The sequence below is a fragment of the Haloplanus sp. genome (assembly GCF_028275055.1).
GTDB lineage: Archaea > Halobacteriota > Halobacteria > Halobacteriales > Haloferacaceae > Haloplanus.
In genome coordinates this window covers 15,443-35,982 of the sequence record NZ_JAQCNJ010000062.1, presented here as the reverse complement: position 1 = coordinate 35,982, position 20,540 = coordinate 15,443, and the positions used below count along the sequence as shown (strand labels likewise).

The following is a 20,540-nucleotide window of genomic DNA, read 5'->3' as shown; positions in this document are numbered from 1 at the left end:
ATTGGTGTCCGGACCGGCCCACATCACGAACCGGCGTCGTCGGTCGTGGAGCCGTTTCCACCACCGCCGGTCGAGTGGACGCCGAGCGAACGCCCGTCGGGTCGGACGGCACGGCGGTCGTGACCGGAGCGGAACGCGAGAAACGGATTCCCGACGAGGCGGCCGTGAGAAAGGAAGGTGGTCAGAGACCGTATCGGCCGCCGACCGACGGCGTCGGAGACGGCCACTTGGAGCACCGGAGCGACGCGTCAGTTCCCGAGAAGCGTTCACGAGAAACGTACGGAACGGTATATAGCCGTACGGTCCGCAACTAGAAACTGATTAACGGGACGACAAGAGAACGACAAGCAAGGCCGATGCCGGTCTTTCGCCAGCCCGATACAATGTACGCACAGCCACAGTTCGCAGACAACGTCGAAGCACACCACACTCGGTTCGACGCTAGCAGATACGGCGCGGTGTACGTCGTCGGGGATGTCCACGGAAGCCGGGAGACGCTCGAGGCGCTCATAGCGGAACTTGGGTTGAACGACGACGACCTCGTCGTCTTCGTCGGCGACCTGGTTCGAAAAGGGCCGGACAGCCCCGGCGTCGTTGACCTCGTTCGTGGGGACCCCCGACTCGTGAGCGTTCGTGGAAACAACGAACAAAAGATCGTCCGAGGCGATACGAACCCCGGGTGGCTCCGGGACGGGGACCGGGCGTACTTCGAATCGCTCCCCGTCGCTGTCTCCTTCGACGACGTCCTCGTCGTCCACGGCGGTGTGGGTCCGGCCCGACCGCTCGAAGCCCACACCGTCGACGAGTTGTTGACGATGCGTTCGCCCCACGGCGACGGGTACGACGGCCCGTTCTGGTACGACGAGTACGACGGACCGTACCGGGTCTGCTTCGGGCACACCGTTCACGACCGGCCGGTGGATCGGGACCACGCCATCGGTCTCGACACCGGCTGTGTCTACGGCGGGACGCTCACCGCGTACGATTACCGGAACGACGAGTTCGTCACCGTGGACCCGGCGACGACACACCAGCGACGCGCCGACTCGAAGGTCGTCACCCCGGTCTGAGTCGGCCCCACCACTACTCATATTCGGACCGGAGGCGGCTGCGCGCCCCGTCACGCGTTTTGAAATACCGACGCTCGCCGTCGGCCGTTCGGACGGCCCAGCCGTACGTTTCGCTGTCGGGGCGGTACCAGTGTTCGGCGTGCGTGTCGAACACGGAGCCGCCGTCCGAGCGGGTGGCGTCGTCGGCGTCCGATCCGTCGGACTCGGCCTCCGGGTCATCGTTTGTTTCGGACGCTCGCCCAGACCCGGACCCGGGCGCGGATTCGGGGTCGGCCCCCGTTCCGGCTCCGCCCTCGGCTTCGGGGTGGGCCTCAACGAGCAGTCCGTCCCCGGCGAGGTCCGTATCGACCGCGATCCCCGATCCGTCGTCGTTGAGCGCCGCCTCCGTGGCGTCCATCAGGATCCGTTGGGTGTCCCGCACCGGTTCACCGTCGGCTGAGAGCTGTTCGTAGCTACCGTCGCGTTGCATCACCCACCGGCGGCGGTTGTCGGAGAGCGACACCGCCAAAATGAACCGGAGTTGTTCGCGAAGCACGGTGGACTCGACCGGCGTGACGGCTTCGACCCGGTGATCGAGATTGCGGGTCATCCAGTCGGCCGACCCGATGTACCACTCTGGCACCCCGCCGTTCTCGAAGTAGAAGATCCGGGCGTGTTCGAGAAACCGACCGACGATGGAGTGAACGGTGATCGTCTCGCTCAACCCCTCGATCCCGGGCCGAAGGCGACAGATGTCCCTGACAAGCAGATCGATCTCGACGCCGGCCATCGAAGCGCGGTAGAGTTCCTCGACCATCGACGGGTCCTCGAGGCCGTTCACTTTCACGACGATCCGCGCCGGCCGCCCGGCGCGGGCGTGGTCGGCCTCTCGCCGGACCATCTCCGTGAACCGTTCCCGCATCGTCACGGGGGCGATCAGGAGTTTCCGGAAGCGGTCGTCGAGCGTCGGGCCGGTGAAAAAGTTGAACACCTTCGTGAGGTCGAGCCCGATGTCTCGGTCGGCGGTCAGCAGTCCCAGGTCGGAGTAGCCTTTGGCCGTCTCGGAGTGATAGTTTCCCGTGCCGACGTGTGAGTAGAGTTGGACGCCGTCGTTTTCCTGTCGCACCACGAGCGCCGTTTTGGTGTGGGTCTTCAGCCCGACGGTTCCGTACGCGACGTGGATTCCCTCCTCTTCGAGTTGCTGAACCCACTCGAGGTTGTTCTTCTCGTCGAACCGGGCTTTGAGTTCGACCATCACCGCCACCTGCTTGCCGTTGTCGGCGGCGTCGATGAGGCTCTGAATCACCTTCGAATCGCTCGCCGTCCGGTAGATGGCCGCCTTCACCGCGAGTACGTCGGGGTCGTTCGCCGCCGCGTCGAGAAAACGCTGGACCGTTCCCTCGAAGGAGTGGTACGGGTGGTGGGCGAGGATGTCTCCGTCTTGAATCTCGCGGAAGATCTCCACCGGCCCGTTCTGTGTGTCACTCGTCGTCCCCAACCGAGGATGTGGTTTCGGCGTCCAGGACGGATACCTGAGTTCGGGGCGGTCGAGTTCGGTGAGTTCGAAAAAGTCCTCGAAGTCCATCGGTCCGTTCCGATGGAACACCTCTCGGTCGTCGACGTCGAGGTGGCGTTTGAGGATCGAGAGCGACTCGTCCGGCATATCCGAGTCCACCTTGAGGCGGACGATGGTCGCGAAGCGGCGTTGTTCCAACACCTCCTCGACCATATCAATGAGGTCTTCGGCGACCTCCTCGTCGCGCCGCACCTCGGCGTTCCGGGTCACCTTGAAATTCGACACGTCGCGGATGTCGAGACCGGGGAGAAGAAGGTCGAGGTTTGCCTCAATGAGATCCTCGATGAGGACGTACCGGTCGGCCTCCCCGGGAACGGCTACCAGTCGGGGCTGGTTCGACGGGATCTTGATTCGGGTAAACGTCGGTTCGTCGCCGTTGTCGGACGAGAGCACGGCGAGCGAAAGCGAGAGATTCGAAATGAAAGGGAAGGGGTGGGCCGGGTCGAACGCAAGCGGTGTCAGCGTCGGCAGAATCGATTCTTCGAACCGTCTCCGCAGGTCGGCCTGCCTGTCGGCCGGTAGCTCGTCGGGCGTGCGGAGTTCGATCCCGTTTTCATCGAGGGCCGGTTTCAGCACCGTCTGCCAGTAGTCGGACTGTTGTTGAAACAACGGACTGGCGGCGTCGAGCACCTCACGCCACTGTTCTCTCGGTGTCCGACCATCCGGTGTCGTCTCGGTCACACCGGCGTCGATCTGTTGTTTGAGCCCACCGACACGCTTCATAAAGAACTCGTCCGTGTTTTTCGTGAAAAATGCGAGATACCGAAGCCGTTCGAGCGGAGGGTTCCGGGCGTCCATCCCCTCGTGAAGCACGCGCTCCTGAAACGCGAGTTCCGAGAGCTCCCGGTTGAGATAGTACTCGGGGCTCGCCGGGTCGCGGTCGCTCACCGAACCACCCGCCGTACGGGGGTCGTCGTGGGCAGGCCGTTTGGCCGATCGGAGTGCTGGATGAGTATCATGGTAACGCAGGTGGCCGCTTACCGGCCACGTACCCAAAATCGGAGCTAGTAGAAATAACCCGATCAATGGGGCTATGTGTTCGTATATACACACACTTCTTTTGGGAGTTCATCGGGAGACGACAACCGGGGTACCGGGCAACGCGTCCGGCCCACAAACCGCTGGACCCGCGGCGAGGGGTGGCTGTCCCCGATCCGGAGAGTGTCCCCACGTCACACGGTCGAATCGAGATGGCCACGCTCGCGCTCGGGCACAACTCCGGGTCCGGGAACGAAAGGACTGTGTGGACGGCCGCCGGATCACGTCCTGTGGCCGAATCCGCGTATGTCACGCCGTCTACGCGCCGGTCCAGCCAGCGAACCAAGTCCACAGCCATGTCCGACGTTTCCATCACGCTCTATACGCGCGAGGACTGTCACCTCTGTGAGGAGGCACTGACCACCATCCGACGCGTCGCCGACGAGACGGGGACCGCCGTCGACGTCGAAGCGGTCGACGTCGACACGGACCCGGACCTCCGGGAGGAGTACGGCGACCGCGTCCCGTACGTGGTCGTCGACGGTCGCCCGGCGTTCAAATACCGGATCGACGACGCGGCGCTCCGGTCGTTGTTCATCGAGGCATGAGTACGGGGTCGGTCACGATCATACCGGCACCGGTAGTTCCGTCGCGGTGGTGAGACCGGGGCGACCGGGTCATACGGTCAGTCAGACGGTGCGCGGACGACGACCTCCCCGCAACATCGCACGGTGATCTCGAACCCGTCGAAGGGAAACGGGACGACCGTCCGGTCGGAAGGGTCACTCTCCAAAACGAGTGCGTCGAGCGCGTCCGGATCGACGGCCGTATTCAACGGACCGAACGCGGTCGGATCGCGGTCGGTCGCTTCGGCAACCGTCTCAACGACCGCCGACGAAGGCCGCGTCGCCGACCATTCGTACTGCGATCTGGTGACCGGTCCCTCGCGATCCGGCGCGTCGGAGCGGCCCATCGTACACCATGGATGGACCCTGCAATTATAGTGCTGTTGTGACGATTCGGGTCACCGACAGGACGGTCCGTCGGCGTCATGACGGGGGCAGCCCGTTACCGGTCTCTGTCGGTGTCGACGACGTCGCCGGGGGCGGTCCACGAGTCGGCCGCGAGAACGACACCGGGTTGGACGCTGGTGTTGACGCCCGTTTTCGCCCCCGGGCCGATGACGGTGCCGAACTTCCGACGGCCGGTCGGTTCTCCACCGTCGCCCGCCATGACCGGCGAGCCGTCGTGCCGGAGGTTCGCGGTCATGGTACCGGCGCCGAGGTTCGCCCCCGGGCCGACGATACTGTCGCCGACATACGAGAGGTGGTTGACGTTCGCGCTCCGCATGAGGAGACTGTTTTTGATTTCGACGGCGTGACCGACCGAGGCGTTCGCGCCGATGACGGCCGGCCCGCGAACCAGCGCGTTCGGGCCGACGGTCGCCCCGCTTCGGACGAGAACGGGCCCCTCGATAACGACCCCGGAATCGACCGATGCGCCCGCCTCGACAACGACCGCCCCGCGGAGAACGGCGTTCCGATCGACGACCCCGGAGACGTCGCGTTCGAGCGTCGACAACACCCGCTCGGTGGCGTCGAGCAGGTCCCACGGATAGCCGATGTCGGTCCAGTTCCCGAACTCGACACCGGTCACCTCGACCCGGTCGATCAGGCGACACAGCACGTCGGTGAGTTCGCGCTCGCCCCGTTCGCTCTCGGGGACGTCGAGAAGGCCACGGGCGGACGCGGGAAAGGCGTAGGCGCCGTGTTCGCGAGGTTCGACTCCGGGTCGTCGGGTTTTTCCACGATGCCGGTGAGAACCGATCCGTCCGTCGAGATAACGCCGTACTCCTCCGGGGAGTCGACCCGCGCATACCCCACCGCGGGGACGTTGTCGAACAGGTCGGCGAGGGTCGCCGCGTCGTAGACGTTGTCGCCGTTGAGAACGGCAAAGGGACCGTCGACGTGGTCGATCCCCGCCGCAACGGCGTCCGCGGTCCCGGCACGCGTTTCCTGGGTCGCGTACGCGACCGGGACGCCGCGGTGTTCGTCGCCGAAGTGGTCGGTGACGACCGCCGGCCGGTAGCCGACGACGAACACGAGTCGGTCGGCACCCGCCTCAACCGCCGCGTCGGCAACGTGGGCGGCGATGGGCCTGTCTGCGAGTGGGAGCATCGGTTTGGGGGCTGTGTCGGAAAGGGGCCGCATCCGCGTCCCCCGTCCGGCGGCGAGGATGATTGCGTCCATGGAATGGGTGAGCGGAGGGAGTCGGTTTAGTATGCACCGCGTACTCCGCTCGAATCCGGCGTCAGGAGTCGGTCGAGGCGATGGCGTCGCGTGCAAGCGCCGTCGCCTCGGCGAGCGTATCCGCCGCCCGCTCGTCGGTGTCGGCCTCGGCCGTCACCCTGACGAGCGGTTCGGTCCCGCTCTCCCGGAGCAGGAACCAGCCATCGGCCACGTCGACACGGACGCCGTCGACGGCCGTCACACGTTCGGCGTCGTACCGGTTACGGACGCGGTCGGTGGCCGCCGCCATCGCGGCCGCGCCGTCGGCACAGCGGATCGATTCGCGATTCGTGACGAACCGCGGCAACGCGTCGACCCGTTCGGAGAGCGGGCCGGTATCGGCGACGAGGCCGGCGAGACGGACGGCGGCGTAGTGGCCGTCGGGGGCGAGCGTCTCGCCGGGCCAGATCCACGCGCCGCTCGGTTCACCGCCGAAGACGACCCCCGGGTCGGCACAGGCGGCCGCGACGTTGCCGTCGCCCACGGCGGTCCGGACGACGGAGCCACCGCGTTCGGCGACGACCGTATCGAGACGCGTACTCGCGTTGACCGGGGCGGCCACCGCGGAGCCGTCGCCGTCCGAAATCGCCTCGATGGCAAACAAGGCAAGCAGTTCGTCGCCGGAGACGAACCGCCCCGTTTCGTCGACCGCCATCGCCCGGTCGGCGTCGCCATCGTGGGCGATGCCGACGGCCGCGTCCGTCGCCGCGACGACCTGGGAGAGTACATCGCAGTGTTCCACGGTCGGTTCGCTCGGCCGTCCGGGAAAGGAGCCGTCGCGCTGTGCGTCGATCGTCGTCACGTCACAGCCACGGTCGATGAGGGCGTCGGCGGTGAGTTGGCCGGTGCCGTTACCGACATCGACCACGGCCGAGAGCGCGCCGATGTCACCGTCGGGTAGTCGGTCGAGATGGCGTCGGCTCGCGTCGTGGGCGCGCCGAACCGACCCCATCTCGGCCGGCGCGACGGTCGCCGCTGCGGCGTCGGCGACGCGACGTTCCAGCGTCCCGGTCGCCTCGGAGTCGAACGCGCGTCCGGTGGGCGTCCAGAACTTGAACCCGTTGTCCTCGGGTGGATTGTGCGACGCCGTCACGACGAGACCGGCGTCGGCATCGTACCACTCGACGGCCCGCGCGACGGTCGGCGTCGACTCGACGCCGAGGTCCACAACGTCGCTGCCGGCCTCCTGTACACCGGCGACGGCCGCACGGGCGAGGGCATCCCCGCTCTCGCGTGCGTCGCGACCGACCACGACGGTGTCGGTCATCGACCCGAGCGCTCTGCCGAGGTCAAGCGCCAGCGTTCCCGTCACCGTCTCGCCGACCGGCCCACGAACCCCACTCGTTCCGAACATCGTCCGGATGGTCGGGGGACTGGGGGTTGAGTATTCGTCGCTTACCGGGCCAACGGGCCGGCGGCGCATCCGGTACGACGGGTGTACTTATCCGGCCGTAACCGGATAATACGTTCATGTCGGACTTTCGCTCGCCGCCGAAACGGGATGTCGCGGAGACGCGGCCCGGGCCGCGACTCAGACGCGGCGCGAAGGCTGTCGTCTCGTCGTCGTCGCGGGTGTTGCTGGTTCGGGAGCGCCACTCCGACGGGCGGCCGTTCTGGACGCTTCCCGGCGGCGGCGTTCACCCCGAGGAATCGCTTATCGAGGGGCTTCGCCGGGAGTTGGTCGAGGAACTGTGCTGTGTCCCCGTCGTCGGACGGCCGACGTCGACGTTCTGGTACGCACACCACCGACCACGAGACGTGGTCTCACATTACACCGTGTTTCGGTGTTCCGTCCCCGGTGCCGTCCGGCCAGTGAAAGGCGAGGGGATTCTCGCGGCGAGGTGGGTCGCGCCCGACCGGCCGCCAGCGGGGACCCTCCCGCAGGTCAGACACCTGCTCGCAAAGACCGGTTCCACGGCGGAGTGAGGTCCACACCCTGCGGGTAGTCGGATCGTAACAATGCCGTACTGCGCCATGGTACGAGCGTAAATGGATTCATCCGGAGCGGTCCCCACCTTCGACTCGTTCACCGCGGCGGTTGTTGAGTACGCCGACGCGCCCGACGAGTGTACGATCTACCCGACGGACGTGGCCGAGGGTCTACGGACGACGACCTGGATCACGGCCGCGGCAGGGTCGTTCTGTTCGGTCGAGAATCGGCGGTAGGCCGGGCGACGAGCGACGGATCCCGGCCTGCATACCCGGAGCATAACGATCCCCGTGGCGGGCCGGATGCCGCTATGGACCCGGAGACCGTTCAATCGCGGTGTGACGAGGTTATCGAGCAACTCGCCCGTGCGGTCGTGACCGACCGAGACGTTCTCGAGACGGTTCTCGTCGGTGTGCTCTCGGACGGACACGTCCTTCTCGAGGACGTCCCGGGCACCGGAAAGACGCTGACCGCGGCGTCGTTCGCCGAGGTGGTCGGTCTGTCGTTTGCACGCGTGCAGTTCACCCCCGACCTGCTGCCGGCTGACATCATCGGCTCGAACGTCTTCGACGAGGCGACCCGGGAGTTCGAGTTCCAACCCGGCCCCGTTTTTGCGAACGTGGTGTTGGCCGACGAGATCAACCGCGCGCCCCCGAAGACACAGGCCGCGCTGCTGGAGGCGATGGCCGAACGGCAGGTGACCGTCGACGGCGAAACCCACCCGCTTCCCGATCCCTTTGTCGTTATCGCGACACAGAACCCCGTCGAGATGGACGGGACGTTCGAACTCCCGGCGGCTCAAAACGACTGTTTTATCATCAAGACCAGTCTGGGCTACCCGGACCGGGAGGGCGAACTCGAACTGCTCGATCGTCGGGCGTCGCGGGCGTCGAAAACACCGTCGGTCGAACGGGTCTGTACTCCCGACGTCGTCGACCGACTGCGGGAGGCCCCGGAGTCGATCCGGGTCGAGTCGGCGGTCCGTGAGTATCTGGTCGACATCGCCCGTGCGACGCGGGCCGACGAGCGGGTGAGTACGGGCGTGTCGCCGCGGGGCGTCCAACGGTTTTTCGAGGCCGTCCGAACGCGGGCGGCGGTCGAGGGTCGATTCTACGCGACGCCGGACGACGTGAAAGCGATGGCGCCGTCGGTGTTGTCACACCGACTGGTGTTGACGGCCGACGCCCGGATTAGCGGCGTCGAGCAACGGCGCGTCGTCGACGAACTCCTGTCGGAGACGCGGGTGTCACAGGTGGATGCCTGACCGGCGTTTTGACCGCCGGCGGGGGCGAGTCGACCGGTCACGGCTCACCTGTGGGCGACGAGAATCGTTACGACGGCGGCGAGAAGCAACACGACCAGCGCCGCGAAAGGGAGGCCGTCGACGCCGACGCGAGCCACACCGAGAGTGGCGACGACGGCTACAACGGCGACACAGCCGCTGAACCCCGCGTGAACGAGTTCCGCCCGTCTGGAGTCGGTCGCCCCACAGGAGCCGACCTGTCCGCCCATCGACACCGCGTTCTCGGCGGCGTCCCACGCGAGTATCGTCGCCGCCGCCGCGACCACGAGCGCCGCGGTGGACGCCCCGCGGACGACACCGCCCGTGAGTACCGTGATAAACACCAGTCCGGCTCCGATGTCGATCAGGAGTCGCCCCCGCCGGACACGAAGCGGCAGAAGGCCCGCGGCGAGCACCCACAGCCCCAGCAGGCCGGGAAGCAGTTCGAGACGGTGGACGACCCGTTCCGGTCGAGTGGCCGCATAGCCCGCGGCGGCGACGACAGCGAGAGAGCCACACACCCCCAACAGACCGCCGGCCGTCCGACGACGACGCCACAATCGACCACCGAGCGCGAACGCGGCGGCCCCGCCGACGGCCACCGTCAAGAGCAGGCGTTGTACCGTTGTCCCGGCGACGAGGCCAACGGCGAACGTGCCGGCGGCGAGGCCGAGAACGCCGCTCGTGGGCGTCGGCCTGTGATCGAACGCCGACGGTTCGGTAACGGTCATCGCCGGCTCCGTTCGACGTGTTCGAGCGCCGACCCGAGCGGCGTGGCCGGGTCGCAGTCTGCGGCCGGAATGTTTGCGTTCCGCAACGCGGCCAGTCTGCTGTCACGCTCCAGTCGGGCCAGCCGACCGCCGGGCGTGTCCGCCGACGTCACGTCGGGGCTGACGACTGTTACATGAGCGTTATCGCTCTCGAATCGCCGGGCGACGTCGAGTGCATCGCCGTCACAAAGCGGCGTCAGTAGAACCACCTGACAGGTCGATCCGAGGCGTTCGCGGATCGCGGAGAGTTGGTGGTCGAGGGGGGCGGCGGGGTCGGAGCGAGGGGTGGATTCGTCCGCCACCGCCCGCGTTGCGCCGACCGACTCCGGCGGGGATGGTGTGAGCGCCGGGGCCGTCGCCAGTCGCCGGTGGAATCGGTGGGCGTGGTCGTCCCCGCTTCCCGGCGCGAGCAGAAAGCTTTCGCGTCCGAACGCCGCCAAACCGGCGCGGTGGTTGGCGTCAAGCAGCGCATCGCCGATCCGTCCGGCGGCGTCGACAGCGTGGGCAACGGCGTGTGGGTCGTCATCGCTTCGGGCGCGGTATGCGTCCGGGCGGGCGTCGATACACACCACCACATCGGCGAGGCGCTCCGTTCGGAAGGTCACCGAGTTGAGTTCGCCTGTCCGGGCGAACCGTCGCCAGTCGATCCGGTTGGCCGGGTCGCCGCGTTCGTACTCGGTGACCGAGTGGAACTCGAGGCCGCTCCCACCGTCGTCGGTGACGAGCGGTCCGGTCCGGTGACCGCTCCGGCCGCGCAACGGGACCGTGGGGAGTGTCGCCGAACAGTCGATCCGATCCGGGGCGTCGATTCGGCGCTCGACCTCCACCGCGCCGCTGGCGTCGCGACACAGAAGCGTTGTGGGTCCGAACCGGTGACGGCCCGGGCGGGCCCGAAGGTCGTAGGTGAGCGTCACAGACTCGCCCGGCCCGATCGTCGCCCCACCTCGGGGCGACCCGCCCGCGACCGAGAGGGTCGGCGGCGGCCCGTCGACGATCCGGAGGTCGAACAACGGGACGTCACCCTCGTTTCGGATCGTGGTCCGCACGGCGACGGCGTCGCCGTCGGCCGGCGATTCGGGGTCGATCCGCCGGTCGACGGAGAGCGTCGGGTCGGGGACGGTGGTGACAAGCGGGTAGACGGCGAAAACGACGCCCACCGCCGCCATCAACAGGACCGCAGGTCGCTTGGCGAGGATGCCGACGGCCACCGCGAGAAAAACGACGCCGACGACACCGCGCCACCGGCCCGTCGGCCGGACCGCCGGAGTCTGCGAGTCCCCGTCTCCGTTGTCGTCCGCCCGGTCGACGGACCCGACAGGGTCGCCGCCGCCGACCGCGTGCCGTAGGTCGCGAAGTCGCGTCACCGGCCGTCCTCCGTTCCGTCCGAGCGCCGCACGATGGCGTCGACGGTCCGGCGGAGTCGAGGCCGGTCGTGTCGTGTGGCGCTCGCCCGGCCGCCGTCGTGGCCCGAGTCGAGGAGATACCGAGCGGCGACGGCGTCGTCGGTCCATGACCCCTCCGCAACCTGTCGTTCCGCGGCGGCGCGCGAACAGCCGTCGGCGCGCATCGTCGCTCGAACAGCCGCCGCGTCGAGTCGTGGCCGGGGGTCCGGGGCGGTGGTCCGACGGAACCCCCACCCGGTCTCGGCGGCGTTGTCGACCGAGTGTCCGGGGTAGTCGGCCGACTGGACGCCTTCGACGACCGGTGGCGTCACCTCGTCGACGCCGCGGACCTGACGTGACACGACGATGAGTCCCGAGAGGCCGACCGCCAACAGTCCGAGAACCGCCACGACCACATAGTCGCTCCCGAGCGCCGTGATCACCGCCTCGACCGGCACCGGCTGGGTCGCCCCGGGAACAAAAGCGAGTATGAGTCCGACGCCGGACACCGCGACACCGAGCGCCAGAACTGCGCCTCGGATCGACCGCGTGGCGAGGGGTTGGAGGGTCGCTGGGACGGTCATTTCGCTCCCCGGTCGAGGCGTTCGAGCGCCGCCCGCGCCCGGTCGGCCTCCTCGTCGACGGGGATGCCGCCGTACCGAACCCGCTCGAACGACGTGGCGATGGCGTCGACGGCCATGGCGTCCGCGTCACGGTCGCGTGCGAGCGCCCGGCACTCCGCCGGCGTCGTCGACTCGGGGCGGTCGGGGTTCAGTCGTGTGACCATCGTGACCCACGCGCGCTCGACGACGTTCGAGGGGGACGCCCCGGGCCGGGCACCCTCCGAGGAGGGGTCAGGCGCGTCCGTCGGCGTCGGCGCGAGGCCGAACAGGGAGCGAAGCCTCGCGCGGTAGCGGTACGCGACGGTGGCGGTCACGACACAACAAACCAGCAACGACAACCACAGAAAGGGCAACGGCGGGGTCGCGGACGACCCGACACCGCCGCCGGACCCGAAGCCGAGGGTGCCGGGCGCGTTCCCGTCGCCTTTGTCGGCACGGTCGGCCGGAGCGGTCCGGTCACCGGTCCCGTCGTTTCCGGGGCGGTGCTCGGGGCCGTCGGTCCCCTCGTTGGCACCCGTCGGCCGCGTCTCGCCGGTGTCGGCGTCGCCGTCCATCTCGTCACGGATCGTGGCGGCGTCGTCCTCACCGATGGGCAGATGCTCCCAACTCGGGTCGATGGCGTCGCCGGGGTCGGTCGTCAGCGTCGTCTCCAGCGACGTCGCCGCGACACCGAGCGTCGAGACGGCCAACAAGGCGAGAACGACCGGAACGGTGCGCGACCGACTCATGGGAGACTGACGGGGGGTCGATGGCCCGGGACGGTGATCGGATGCGATTCGATTGGAACGTTCCGCATTCGTCGGTTCAAACGGGGATCGGAAAGGTAGTTATGCGCGTCCTATCGGAGACCGCGAGTGTTACGCGCCGTGGTGGCCCGGGACCGAACGGATTAGCCGTTGTCGTTCAGCCGGATTTCGACGTCGGTCACCTGATCGATGCGGCCCGCGTGCAACGCGTAGTCGTCTTGGACTCCGTCGTCCCACCCGAGCGCGGATCGGATGGTGTCTGTGAGTCCCTCCTCGGGGGCCACGTACGCCGTCCCGTCCTGAATTCTCGAAACCTGTCCGATCTGTTCGCCGTCCGAATCGACCACGGGCTTGCCGTCGTCGGCGTCGGTTACGGTTCGTGCCATTCCGGTCCGGCGTACCACCCCTGGACGTTTCGTTATGAAGCCGGTAGTCGACGCTCGGGACCGGTAGGATGATGTTATCATCGTGATCAGTTGTGGATCGGGATCAACTCGAAAGTGCGTCTCGAAAGAACGGGGTCGCGCGCCAGTTGATGCTCGCTACGCTGTCTCGGTGCCGGGGTCGGTTTCGTTTCCTGTCCCGGAGTCGGTCCCGGTCCCCGTTTCCGTCCCCGTCTCCGTCTCGGTGCCGGAGTCGGTTTCGTTCCCTGTCCCCGTTCCGGTCTCGGTGCCGTTCTCCGTCCCGGTTTCCGTCTCCGTCTCCGTCTCCGTCTCGGAGTCGGTATCGGAGTCGGTATCGGACGCCTCCGGGTCGACGATGAACGTGCTGGCGACGTCGAGAACCTCGGCCTTCGAGCGCGCCTCGTCGAAGGCGTTCGGGAAGCCCGTCTGGTCGGAGACCGTCCGCAGGAACGATGCGTGGCGCGCCTCGACGCTGTGGATGCTGAGCGCCGGGGGGATCAGGTCCTCGTTCTCGATGGCGGGTGCCGCGCCGGCGTACGCCGACACGCCGGCATCTTCGAGTTGGACAGCCGTGCCGAGAAAGGCCATCGGGTACTCCACGCGGACACCGAAGTCGAACGCCGGTTCGTCGATGGGGTCGCCGCCGAGGTCCTCGATGGTCGCGACGAGCGTCTCGATGTGTGTCTCCTCGTGTGCCTGGATCGTCCGAAGTTCGTCGAACACACGGTCGCGCAGGTAGCTGTCCTCGGCGAGCGCCTTGCAGTTACAAAGGTCCTCCTCGCCGATGTTGTCCAGTCCTCGCTGGTAGAAGCGAGCCTCGAGATACTCAAGCGTCAGCGCGTAGTTGAGAACGGCGACGTCGTCCTCGAACGCCGGTTCCTCGGACGTGTCGCCGTCCCCGCCGTCGCCGCTTCCGTCGTCCACTTGGGCCATCGCGGACTCACTGAGCGCGCCACCGACCGCGAGTCCCCCGAGGACACCGGCCGATCCGACGGCGAACTGCCGTCGTGTGCTGTCGTTCGAATCCTGTTCGGCTGTGTCACCGTCGTCCGCATTGGATCGTACCACGTATCCCCCACCGGCCGCTCCGGGTTTTGTTATGCGTTGGTTGGATTTCGGTTCGATCGGCTTATTCAACCGACGGTTCCGTTCGCCCGGCTTATCGCACATAAGCAGCCGGGAGAAGCGCCTGTCGGCGCTGCACTGACCCGACCGGAGTCATGCGGTACGGTGTGATGGGTGTGAGGTAAGAGGAGGTATCTGACCAATCTGTGCGGGTGTGTGGCCTGGGGTAAGAGGGGCGGCGTGGGGCCGGTGGTCGGCAACAAAGTGGGGGTGTTCGGTGACCGAGAACCGTTCAGGAGCCGTCTCGCGACGCGGCACCGTCAACGAGCGCCGAAACCGGCAGGCAGTCGCGACAACCGTACACGGCATCCTCGTTGTTCCCGAAGACACGGGTGAAACGGATGGTGACGAACGCCCCACACCGGTTGCACTCGGGCACGGGTCAGGTGCCCCCGGCGAGTCGGTCGGTTGTGACGAGACTGTGCGCGCTCCGACGGCGTGTGGTGGGGGTGGTTCGTGGCATATGACCTCCGGCCGGTGGAAGCGGCACCCGGGGAGCGGAACGGAACGTCCATAGCTCCGTTACATTTTCGAGAATCAGTGGGTTGTGATTAATCGGGAGACCGGCTTGTGGTCGCCGACGCGTCGCCGTCTGGTGCGCAGGTCTGGGTCTCAGTGGGTAGCGAGAAGCGGCGGCCGGTCGATCACAGGTAGCCAAGCGATTCGAGGCGGTCGGCAACCGCCTCGTCGGCGGGGCTGTCGTCGTCCGAGCCGTCGGGAACAGGGGGCCGGTCGCTTGTGGAATCCGTCCGGTCGAGTTCGCCGAGCAACCGCTCGAGGGCGAACGCGACGTAGTCGTCGATCGAGTCGAACTCCGTGCCGGAGAGTCGGTCGGCAACGGCGTCGGCGGTCCGTTCGGGAATCTCGACGGTTTGTGTCTGATCGTTCGGTAGGTCGGTCGTTGTCATCGGACTGTGTTATGTGGCGTCTGCTTCGCTTTCGAGTATCGTCTCGACGATCAGTCGGGTCACGTCGGGCTGTTCGGCCAGCAACCGGTCGCGGCGCTCGTCCCAGTCGATGCGGTCGATACCTCGGGCGAGCAACTGCTGAACCGCCCGAAGAGCCTGGTCCTCATCGGCGAACGAACGGAGGAGTTCGTACCGGTCTTCGAGTTGCTGGAAGACGTTCTCGTCGTCGTCACCGACCATCGTGTTGGTTCTGATTGCCGGCGTGCCCAGCAGCGCCGCCTCCGTCGACATCGTTCCGGAGTCGCCGACGTAGAGGTCGGCGTAGTGGAGCACGTGGTGGATGTTCTCCGGATCGGTCGGGAGCCGGTGGGCCTCGAGATCCGTCGGGAGCGTGTCCTCCGCCGAGACGAACACCGCTCCCTCCTCGGAGAGCATATCCACCAGCCGACGGATCGCCGGCGGCGACAGGCCGGCGTAGCCGGCGTCGTGGTACGCGTCCCACCCCGCGACGCGGACGACGAAAAACGTCTCATCGGGGGTGAGGCCGTGGTTCCACAGGATATCCGGATCCGGATCGAAATACGCCGGGTGGAGGTATGCGAGTTCCTGAAAATCCATCGGGCGGCGTTTCGCGTCGTCTATCGAGAGTTCGAAACTTTCGGGCACACAGAGCGTGTCGACGAAGGGGAGAGTGACCCCGTGGTAGAGCAGGCGCACCAGCCGCTTGTCGATGTGGGTGTCGCTGACCGCCACGCTCCGGCACCCGACCAGCCGCGAGACGTGGGCCGGCACGGGACTGAGCCGGCTGACGACGACATCGGGGTCGAACCGGCGGGCGACGGAGAAGAGTCTGGTCTCGTGGAGCAGTTGTTCGGACAACAACGCCGGAAGCGAGTCCCCCCGCGTCGTGAGCGTCGTGTGGGCGATGCCGTACGCGTCGAGAAGGTCGACGGTCACCTCCTTCTCCCGGGACGTAACGTACGTCTCGTGGCCCAGCGATTCGAGTCCGGTGATCGCGTTACGGAACAGGTGGACCTGTGCCGGGTGGCCGACATCGAACAACACCCGGACGCCGTCGTCCGTCGCTGACCGGGTCGGTACGTCGCCGGCCGGTCGACTCGCGAGGCTCTCGAGCATCGTCAGGGCCACCGCCCGCCGATGGTGTAGACCGGGGCGTCGACCGCCGTCCGGTCGATCGATCCCCGGCCGTCGAGAATTGGGGCGTCGAACCGATCCCAGTCGAGGGTCGTGAACTCGTCGTGTGGCGTGACGACCACGACGGCGTCGACCGGCGTACCGGTGACGTCGGCCGCCAGACGCAGGCCGAGAAGAAAGAGAGTCACCACCTGCGAGGAGAAGGTCTTTGTGGCGGCGACGCCGATTTCGGGGCCTGCCCGGATGAAAAGCGAGTCGGCACACCCCCTCGCGGCCGTCGACCCGACAACGTTCGTCACCGCGAGCGTTCTCGCACCCGCCTGCTGAGCGACACGCATCGCCTCGAGCGTGTCGGCCGTCTCGCCGCTCTGGGTCACACAGACGACAAGCGTCTCCTCGTCGATGGCCGGTGGGTAGACGGCGTACTCGCTCGCCAAAAACGACGACGACGGAACCCCCCACTCCGAGAGCAGGCGCTCGCAGTACATGGCGGCGTGGTATGACGTGCCACAGGCGACGAGTTGGACGCTCGAAACGTTTTCGAACGCGCCGGGTGGAAAGTCATCGAGCACGGCCTCGCCGTCGTCGACCCGGCCCTCGATGGTCTGGCGGAGGGCCACCGGTTGCTCCTGAATCTCTTTGAGCATGAAGTGGTCGTACCCGGATTTCTCGGCGGATTCGGCCGCCCAGTCGACCGTTTCGACGGGTCGGTCGACGGGACGGGTCGCGCCGTCGGTGATCCGGTAGGTGTCGGGGCCGATGACGGCGATGTCGCCGTCCTTGAGGTAGACGACCCGGTCGGTAAACTCGAGAAAGGCCGGCACGTCGCTTGCGAGGTAGTTCGCCCCGTCGCCGGCGCCGAGAACGAGCGGCGACCCGTTTCGGGTCGCGTAGACGCGCTCCTCGCCGGCAACGGTCATCGCGATGGCATAGCTCCCCTCGAGTTCGGCGACGGCGCCACGAAACACCGTCAGCGTGTCGTCGCCCGCCGCGAGTCGCTCGCCGACGAGGTGAGGGACGACCTCCGAGTCGGTGTCGCTGGTGAACTCGTGGCCTCGGTCCCGAAGGTCGGCCCGGAGGCCGTCGTGGTTCTCGATGATTCCGTTGTGGACAACGGCGACGGTCCCCGAACAGTTCGTGTGTGGGTGTGCGTTCGCGTCGGAGGGGGCGCCGTGTGTACTCCACCGCGTGTGCCCGATAGCGACGCGGCCGTCGAGGCGCTCCGTCGAGAGCCCGTTTCGGAGCGCGGCGACGTCGCCCTGACTCTTTTCCACCGTGACGCCGGCGCTGTCAGCGAGTGAGATGCCCGCGGAATCGTAGCCACGGTACTCTAGGTTCTCCAGACTGGTAACCACCCGCTCGGCCGTGTCGGAGCCGCCGATGCAGGCGGTGATCCCACACATCAGGGGCACCCCTGGGTGTCGGAGCCGGGTCCCACCCGCGTGGGGCGCCCAATCACCGTGTCGTTCGTCGGTTCGGTTCGCGTTATCGCCGCTCGGCCTGCCGTGGTGATGACTGTCATCCGTTCGATCGACCTCGATACTACCGGGAAGGCGCGTCTCGGGCTTTGTTATGAACAGAGTGTCACAGTCACCGTCGAGTAACCGGTCTATACCCGACCCGGGTCGACGGCGCCCGGTGAGCCGGGTCGGATCGGGTCGTGGACACGCCGTATCCGGGACGGCGGCCGGACACCGTCGGCCGGACGGGAGCGTCGACCATGGTCCCCGTAACATCGGGCAGCTCGACGCACCCGTCGGTCACTCGCTTTCTCACAACCCGTTCGTGAGTCAAATTACTGCCTGTTTTACATGATGTGTCGAGGTACTGTAATCGGAACCATGGGCACACGGACCGGGTTAGTCTCCGTTCTGTCCGAGCGCCCACCACGAGTAACAATGCCAGAGTACACCGGAACCACGGCGGAACAGGAGTTCGCATCGAGCGTCGACGAGTCTCGAGACCAAGGATCGAGCGATGGTATCGAGAACGACGGTCAGGCGACGACAGAACGGGATGGAACGGAACCGGGAAGCTCCGAGCGTGCGCTCCCGCTCGATCAGACGTTCGAGATACTCAAAAATCAGCGGCGGCGACACGTCCTCGAATATCTATACACCGTCGACGGGCAGGTGTCGCTGAGCGAACTCGCCGAACGGATCGCGGCGTGGGAAAACGACAAGGAGATCAGACAGATCACGTCGAGCGAGCGAAAACGGGTTTACGTCGGGCTGTACCAGTGTCATCTGCCGAAGATGGATGGGATGGGCATCGTGGACTTCGACAAACCGCGGGGAACGATCGAGCGTGGCGAACACATCGACTGTTTCAGGTCGTATCTCCAACCCGACGACGCGGCCGGCGGTCTGAGGTGGAACAACCGTTTCGTCGGGCTGTCGATTCTCGGAACCAGCCTCCTCCCGGTCGCGGTCTACCTGCAGATGACACCGCTCGTGTCGTTGGTTGCGATGGCGGTCGTGGCGGTCGTCGTGGGCGGTGCGGTGTGGCATCTCCCCCAACATGGCTCCGAGTCCGGAACCGACCGACCGGCGGTCCCGTGGGTCACGCCAGCACCGTCGGAGTGACCGTGCGGAGACGGCCTGTATGTTGAAACTACCCGGAGAATCCGAACCATAACAATACTCGTACCGTAGAAACGTGAGGTATGAACTCGTTTGCAAGGGCTTGTCCACAGGGTAACTGCTGACGATGAGTTCCTCCACCCCGACATCGTTGGACTCGGATCAGATCTTCGAGATACTCAGCAGTCAACGCCGACGGATGGTGTTGTACTACCTCCGACGGAACGACGGCGGGGCCACGATGAATGGACTCGCCGAACAGATCGCGGCGTGGGAAAACGAGATCGAAATCGAGGAGCTGACCAGCCAACAACGCAAACGGGTGTACGTCTCGCTCTACCAGATCCACCTGCCGAGGCTCGCGGAGACGGGGATGGTCGACTACGACGTCAACGAGGGGACCGTCCGGCTGACCGATCAAGCCACCGACATGGACGCGTTTCTCACGCCGAAGGGAACGTCGACCTATCCGTGGCGACGCCATTATCTCGCCCTGCTGCTCGTTGGCGGTGCGGTGGTCGCTCTCGGTGTGTTCGCGGCACCGTTCGTTGGATCGACGTTGTTGCTCTGGTTGGCCGGCGGGCTCATCGCCGGGTACGTGGTGACGGCCGGCGTCGAGTACTGGCACCACCGGAAACAACGGGAGGAGATCCGGGCGGAACTGGTTCCCGATGACCTGTAGGGTCAGCGCCAGTCCGCCAGCCGGTGGACATCGTCCGGCGGGACGATGATGAACTCGGCGTCGGTGAGGTGGGCCTCCTCGGCGGGGAGAAAGATGTACTGCTCGCGGTCCTCGTCAACGTGGATGGCGGTCAAGGGGTCGTGTTCATACCCCAGATCGTCGGCCGGGTCCGGATCGGCCGCGGCGTTTTCCCAAGCCCCGTCAGAGGAGTCGCTCATGCTCGATCCACCGCCAAGCCCCCCCACGTCTGCCGCCCTAGGCGCGGGTCGTGGTCGACGACCGCGCAGTTGGTCTGCATACACGTAGGTACCGGCTACGGGGGATAACTGTTCTGACAGGGTCGGTACGGTGTCGCTACCGGATGGGTGCGGGTCGCGTTCGGCTGCCCACCGATGGAAAAAGGCCATCCTACCGGGAGCGGTAGGAATCGCTTAGCGGGCGATGCCGGCCGCACGGTCGGTGGAGGCCCCCCGACCGTATGGCCCGATGCGGGCGGCGGATCGCGCCGTATCTCGCTTGATCGTGACGGCGAGAGATCGGTGCGAACGGGCGGTCGGCGCTTACCACCGGTAGGATACATATACCTGAGTGCGGCGGGGACGTACGGTACACAGTGTTCGGACCCCACAACCACGGCGGGCCGGATCGAACGACTGCGGCCGAGCGGAACTGACTCCATGAACGGTTATCACGCTCGTCACGAGAGACGACACGCCGAGACGGATCGGCGATGAGTACCGACTGGGACGAGATCGGATACGTCATCAGCTCCACCTATCGCGTTGAGGTGCTCCGACGGTTGGCCGATTCGCCGGCGCCGCCGTCGAAAATCGCTGCCGACACCGACTGTGCCGCGTCGCATGTCTCCCGGGCGCTCAACGACCTCCGCGAGCGGGAACTGGTCGACCTGCTCGTCCCCGAATCTCGGAAGAAGGGCCGTATCTACGGTATCACCGATCAAGGACGGGAGATCTGGAAGATCATCGAGGCGCAGAACCTCCTGTGAGAACCGGCCGGCGTCACTCGTCCGGCTCGGGGATCAGCATTTCCGGCCGCCGCT

At 66.6% G+C, this 20,540-nt stretch carries 21 protein-coding genes and 2 pseudogenes; 8 read left to right on the top strand and 15 right to left on the bottom strand.

What is annotated here, in order from left to right; genetic code table 11:
* The first annotated feature begins 383 nt into the window (after positions 1-383).
* Positions 384-1,070, top strand: coding sequence for a metallophosphoesterase family protein (locus Q0925_RS08625; protein WP_299334219.1), 687 nt, complete (start codon positions 384-386; stop codon positions 1,068-1,070).
* 13 nt (positions 1,071-1,083) lie between these two features.
* Here the strand turns inward: Q0925_RS08625 and ppk1 are convergent, their stop codons facing one another.
* A complete protein-coding gene (gene ppk1 / locus Q0925_RS08620; protein ID WP_299334216.1) occupies positions 1,084-3,513 on the bottom strand; it encodes a polyphosphate kinase 1 in 2,430 nt (809 codons plus the stop codon).
* Positions 3,514-3,959: 446 nt separating this feature from the next.
* On the opposite strand from ppk1, the gene Q0925_RS08615 reads away from it, so the two are divergent.
* Entirely contained in the window at positions 3,960-4,211 is a 252-nt protein-coding gene (locus Q0925_RS08615) for a glutaredoxin family protein (RefSeq protein WP_299334213.1), read from the top strand.
* 77 nt (positions 4,212-4,288) lie between these two features.
* Here the strand turns inward: Q0925_RS08615 and Q0925_RS08610 are convergent, their stop codons facing one another.
* The 3 genes and pseudogenes from Q0925_RS08610 to Q0925_RS08600 form a co-directional block, all read right to left on the bottom strand.
* Positions 4,289-4,576: a HalOD1 output domain-containing protein gene (locus tag Q0925_RS08610; RefSeq protein ID WP_299334208.1), complete on the bottom strand. Its 288-nt coding sequence runs from the start codon at positions 4,574-4,576 to the stop codon at positions 4,289-4,291.
* Between the two features lie 95 nt (positions 4,577-4,671).
* A pseudogene (glmU, locus tag Q0925_RS12380) lies at positions 4,672-5,852 on the bottom strand (bifunctional sugar-1-phosphate nucleotidylyltransferase/acetyltransferase).
* Positions 5,853-5,913: 61 nt separating this feature from the next.
* A complete protein-coding gene (locus Q0925_RS08600; protein ID WP_299334205.1) occupies positions 5,914-7,245 on the bottom strand; it encodes a phosphoglucosamine mutase in 1,332 nt (443 codons plus the stop codon).
* A 116-nt stretch (positions 7,246-7,361) separates the two neighbouring features.
* On the opposite strand from Q0925_RS08600, the gene Q0925_RS08595 reads away from it, so the two are divergent.
* The 3 genes from Q0925_RS08595 to Q0925_RS08585 all read left to right on the top strand — a co-directional run bounded on the left by Q0925_RS08595 (position 7,362) and on the right by Q0925_RS08585 (position 9,085).
* Positions 7,362-7,817: an NUDIX hydrolase gene (locus Q0925_RS08595; RefSeq protein ID WP_299334202.1), complete on the top strand. Its 456-nt coding sequence runs from the start codon at positions 7,362-7,364 to the stop codon at positions 7,815-7,817.
* 63 nt (positions 7,818-7,880) lie between these two features.
* Positions 7,881-8,057 carry a DUF7511 domain-containing protein gene (locus Q0925_RS08590; protein WP_299334199.1) on the top strand — a complete coding sequence of 59 codons (177 nt, stop codon included), beginning with the start codon at positions 7,881-7,883 and terminating at the stop codon, positions 8,055-8,057.
* A 74-nt stretch (positions 8,058-8,131) separates the two neighbouring features.
* Positions 8,132-9,085 carry an AAA family ATPase gene (locus Q0925_RS08585; RefSeq protein ID WP_299334195.1) on the top strand — a complete coding sequence of 318 codons (954 nt, stop codon included), beginning with the start codon at positions 8,132-8,134 and terminating at the stop codon, positions 9,083-9,085.
* Between the two features lie 44 nt (positions 9,086-9,129).
* Here Q0925_RS08585 and Q0925_RS08580 read toward each other — a convergent pair whose 3' ends face one another.
* The 10 genes and pseudogenes from Q0925_RS08580 to glmS form a co-directional block, all read right to left on the bottom strand.
* The gene (locus Q0925_RS08580; protein ID WP_299334192.1) at positions 9,130-9,834 is read right to left on the bottom strand and encodes a DUF7519 family protein; all 705 of its coding nucleotides are present in this window, start codon (positions 9,832-9,834) and stop codon (positions 9,130-9,132) included.
* Positions 9,831-11,237 (bottom strand): DUF58 domain-containing protein, encoded by a 1,407-nt coding sequence (locus Q0925_RS08575; RefSeq protein ID WP_299334189.1) that lies wholly within the window; start codon positions 11,235-11,237, stop codon positions 9,831-9,833. Before Q0925_RS08575 ends, Q0925_RS08580 begins: the two co-directional genes overlap by 4 nt.
* Entirely contained in the window at positions 11,234-11,839 is a 606-nt protein-coding gene (locus Q0925_RS08570) for a DUF7269 family protein (protein ID WP_299334186.1), read from the bottom strand. The genes Q0925_RS08575 and Q0925_RS08570 overlap by 4 nt, the downstream gene beginning before the upstream one ends.
* Complete coding sequence (locus Q0925_RS08565; RefSeq protein ID WP_299334183.1) at positions 11,836-12,606, bottom strand: DUF4129 domain-containing protein; 771 nt, start codon at positions 12,604-12,606, stop codon at positions 11,836-11,838. The genes Q0925_RS08570 and Q0925_RS08565 overlap by 4 nt, the downstream gene beginning before the upstream one ends.
* Before the next feature lie 161 nt (positions 12,607-12,767).
* Positions 12,768-13,010, bottom strand: a complete 243-nt coding sequence (locus Q0925_RS08560) for a PRC-barrel domain containing protein (protein WP_299334180.1) — start codon at positions 13,008-13,010, stop codon at positions 12,768-12,770.
* Between the two features lie 156 nt (positions 13,011-13,166).
* Positions 13,167-14,096, bottom strand: a complete 930-nt coding sequence (locus Q0925_RS08555) for a ferritin-like domain-containing protein (protein WP_299334177.1) — start codon at positions 14,094-14,096, stop codon at positions 13,167-13,169.
* A 289-nt stretch (positions 14,097-14,385) separates the two neighbouring features.
* The gene (locus Q0925_RS12480; RefSeq protein WP_422653626.1) at positions 14,386-14,532 is read right to left on the bottom strand and encodes a DUF7563 family protein; all 147 of its coding nucleotides are present in this window, start codon (positions 14,530-14,532) and stop codon (positions 14,386-14,388) included.
* Between the two features lie 265 nt (positions 14,533-14,797).
* Positions 14,798-15,061: a hypothetical protein gene (locus tag Q0925_RS08550; RefSeq protein ID WP_299334172.1), complete on the bottom strand. Its 264-nt coding sequence runs from the start codon at positions 15,059-15,061 to the stop codon at positions 14,798-14,800.
* Between the two features lie 9 nt (positions 15,062-15,070).
* A complete protein-coding gene (locus Q0925_RS08545) occupies positions 15,071-16,198 on the bottom strand; it encodes a DUF354 domain-containing protein (protein ID WP_299334170.1) in 1,128 nt (375 codons plus the stop codon).
* Positions 16,199-16,344: 146 nt separating this feature from the next.
* Positions 16,345-17,619: pseudogene (gene glmS, locus Q0925_RS08540) on the bottom strand (glutamine--fructose-6-phosphate transaminase (isomerizing)); the annotation flags it as partial.
* 495 nt (positions 17,620-18,114) lie between these two features.
* Between glmS and Q0925_RS08535 the strand changes: the two are divergent.
* Entirely contained in the window at positions 18,115-18,801 is a 687-nt protein-coding gene (locus Q0925_RS08535; protein WP_299334164.1) for a DUF7344 domain-containing protein, read from the top strand.
* A gap of 148 nt (positions 18,802-18,949) precedes the next feature.
* The gene (locus Q0925_RS08530; RefSeq protein ID WP_299334160.1) at positions 18,950-19,480 is read left to right on the top strand and encodes a DUF7344 domain-containing protein; all 531 of its coding nucleotides are present in this window, start codon (positions 18,950-18,952) and stop codon (positions 19,478-19,480) included.
* 2 nt (positions 19,481-19,482) lie between these two features.
* Here Q0925_RS08530 and Q0925_RS08525 read toward each other — a convergent pair whose 3' ends face one another.
* Positions 19,483-19,698 (bottom strand): hypothetical protein, encoded by a 216-nt coding sequence (locus tag Q0925_RS08525; protein WP_299334157.1) that lies wholly within the window; start codon positions 19,696-19,698, stop codon positions 19,483-19,485.
* Between the two features lie 512 nt (positions 19,699-20,210).
* Between Q0925_RS08525 and Q0925_RS08520 the strand changes: the two genes are divergently transcribed.
* Positions 20,211-20,486, top strand: coding sequence for an ArsR family transcriptional regulator (locus Q0925_RS08520; RefSeq protein WP_299334154.1), 276 nt, complete (start codon positions 20,211-20,213; stop codon positions 20,484-20,486).
* Positions 20,487-20,540 lie beyond the last annotated feature (54 nt).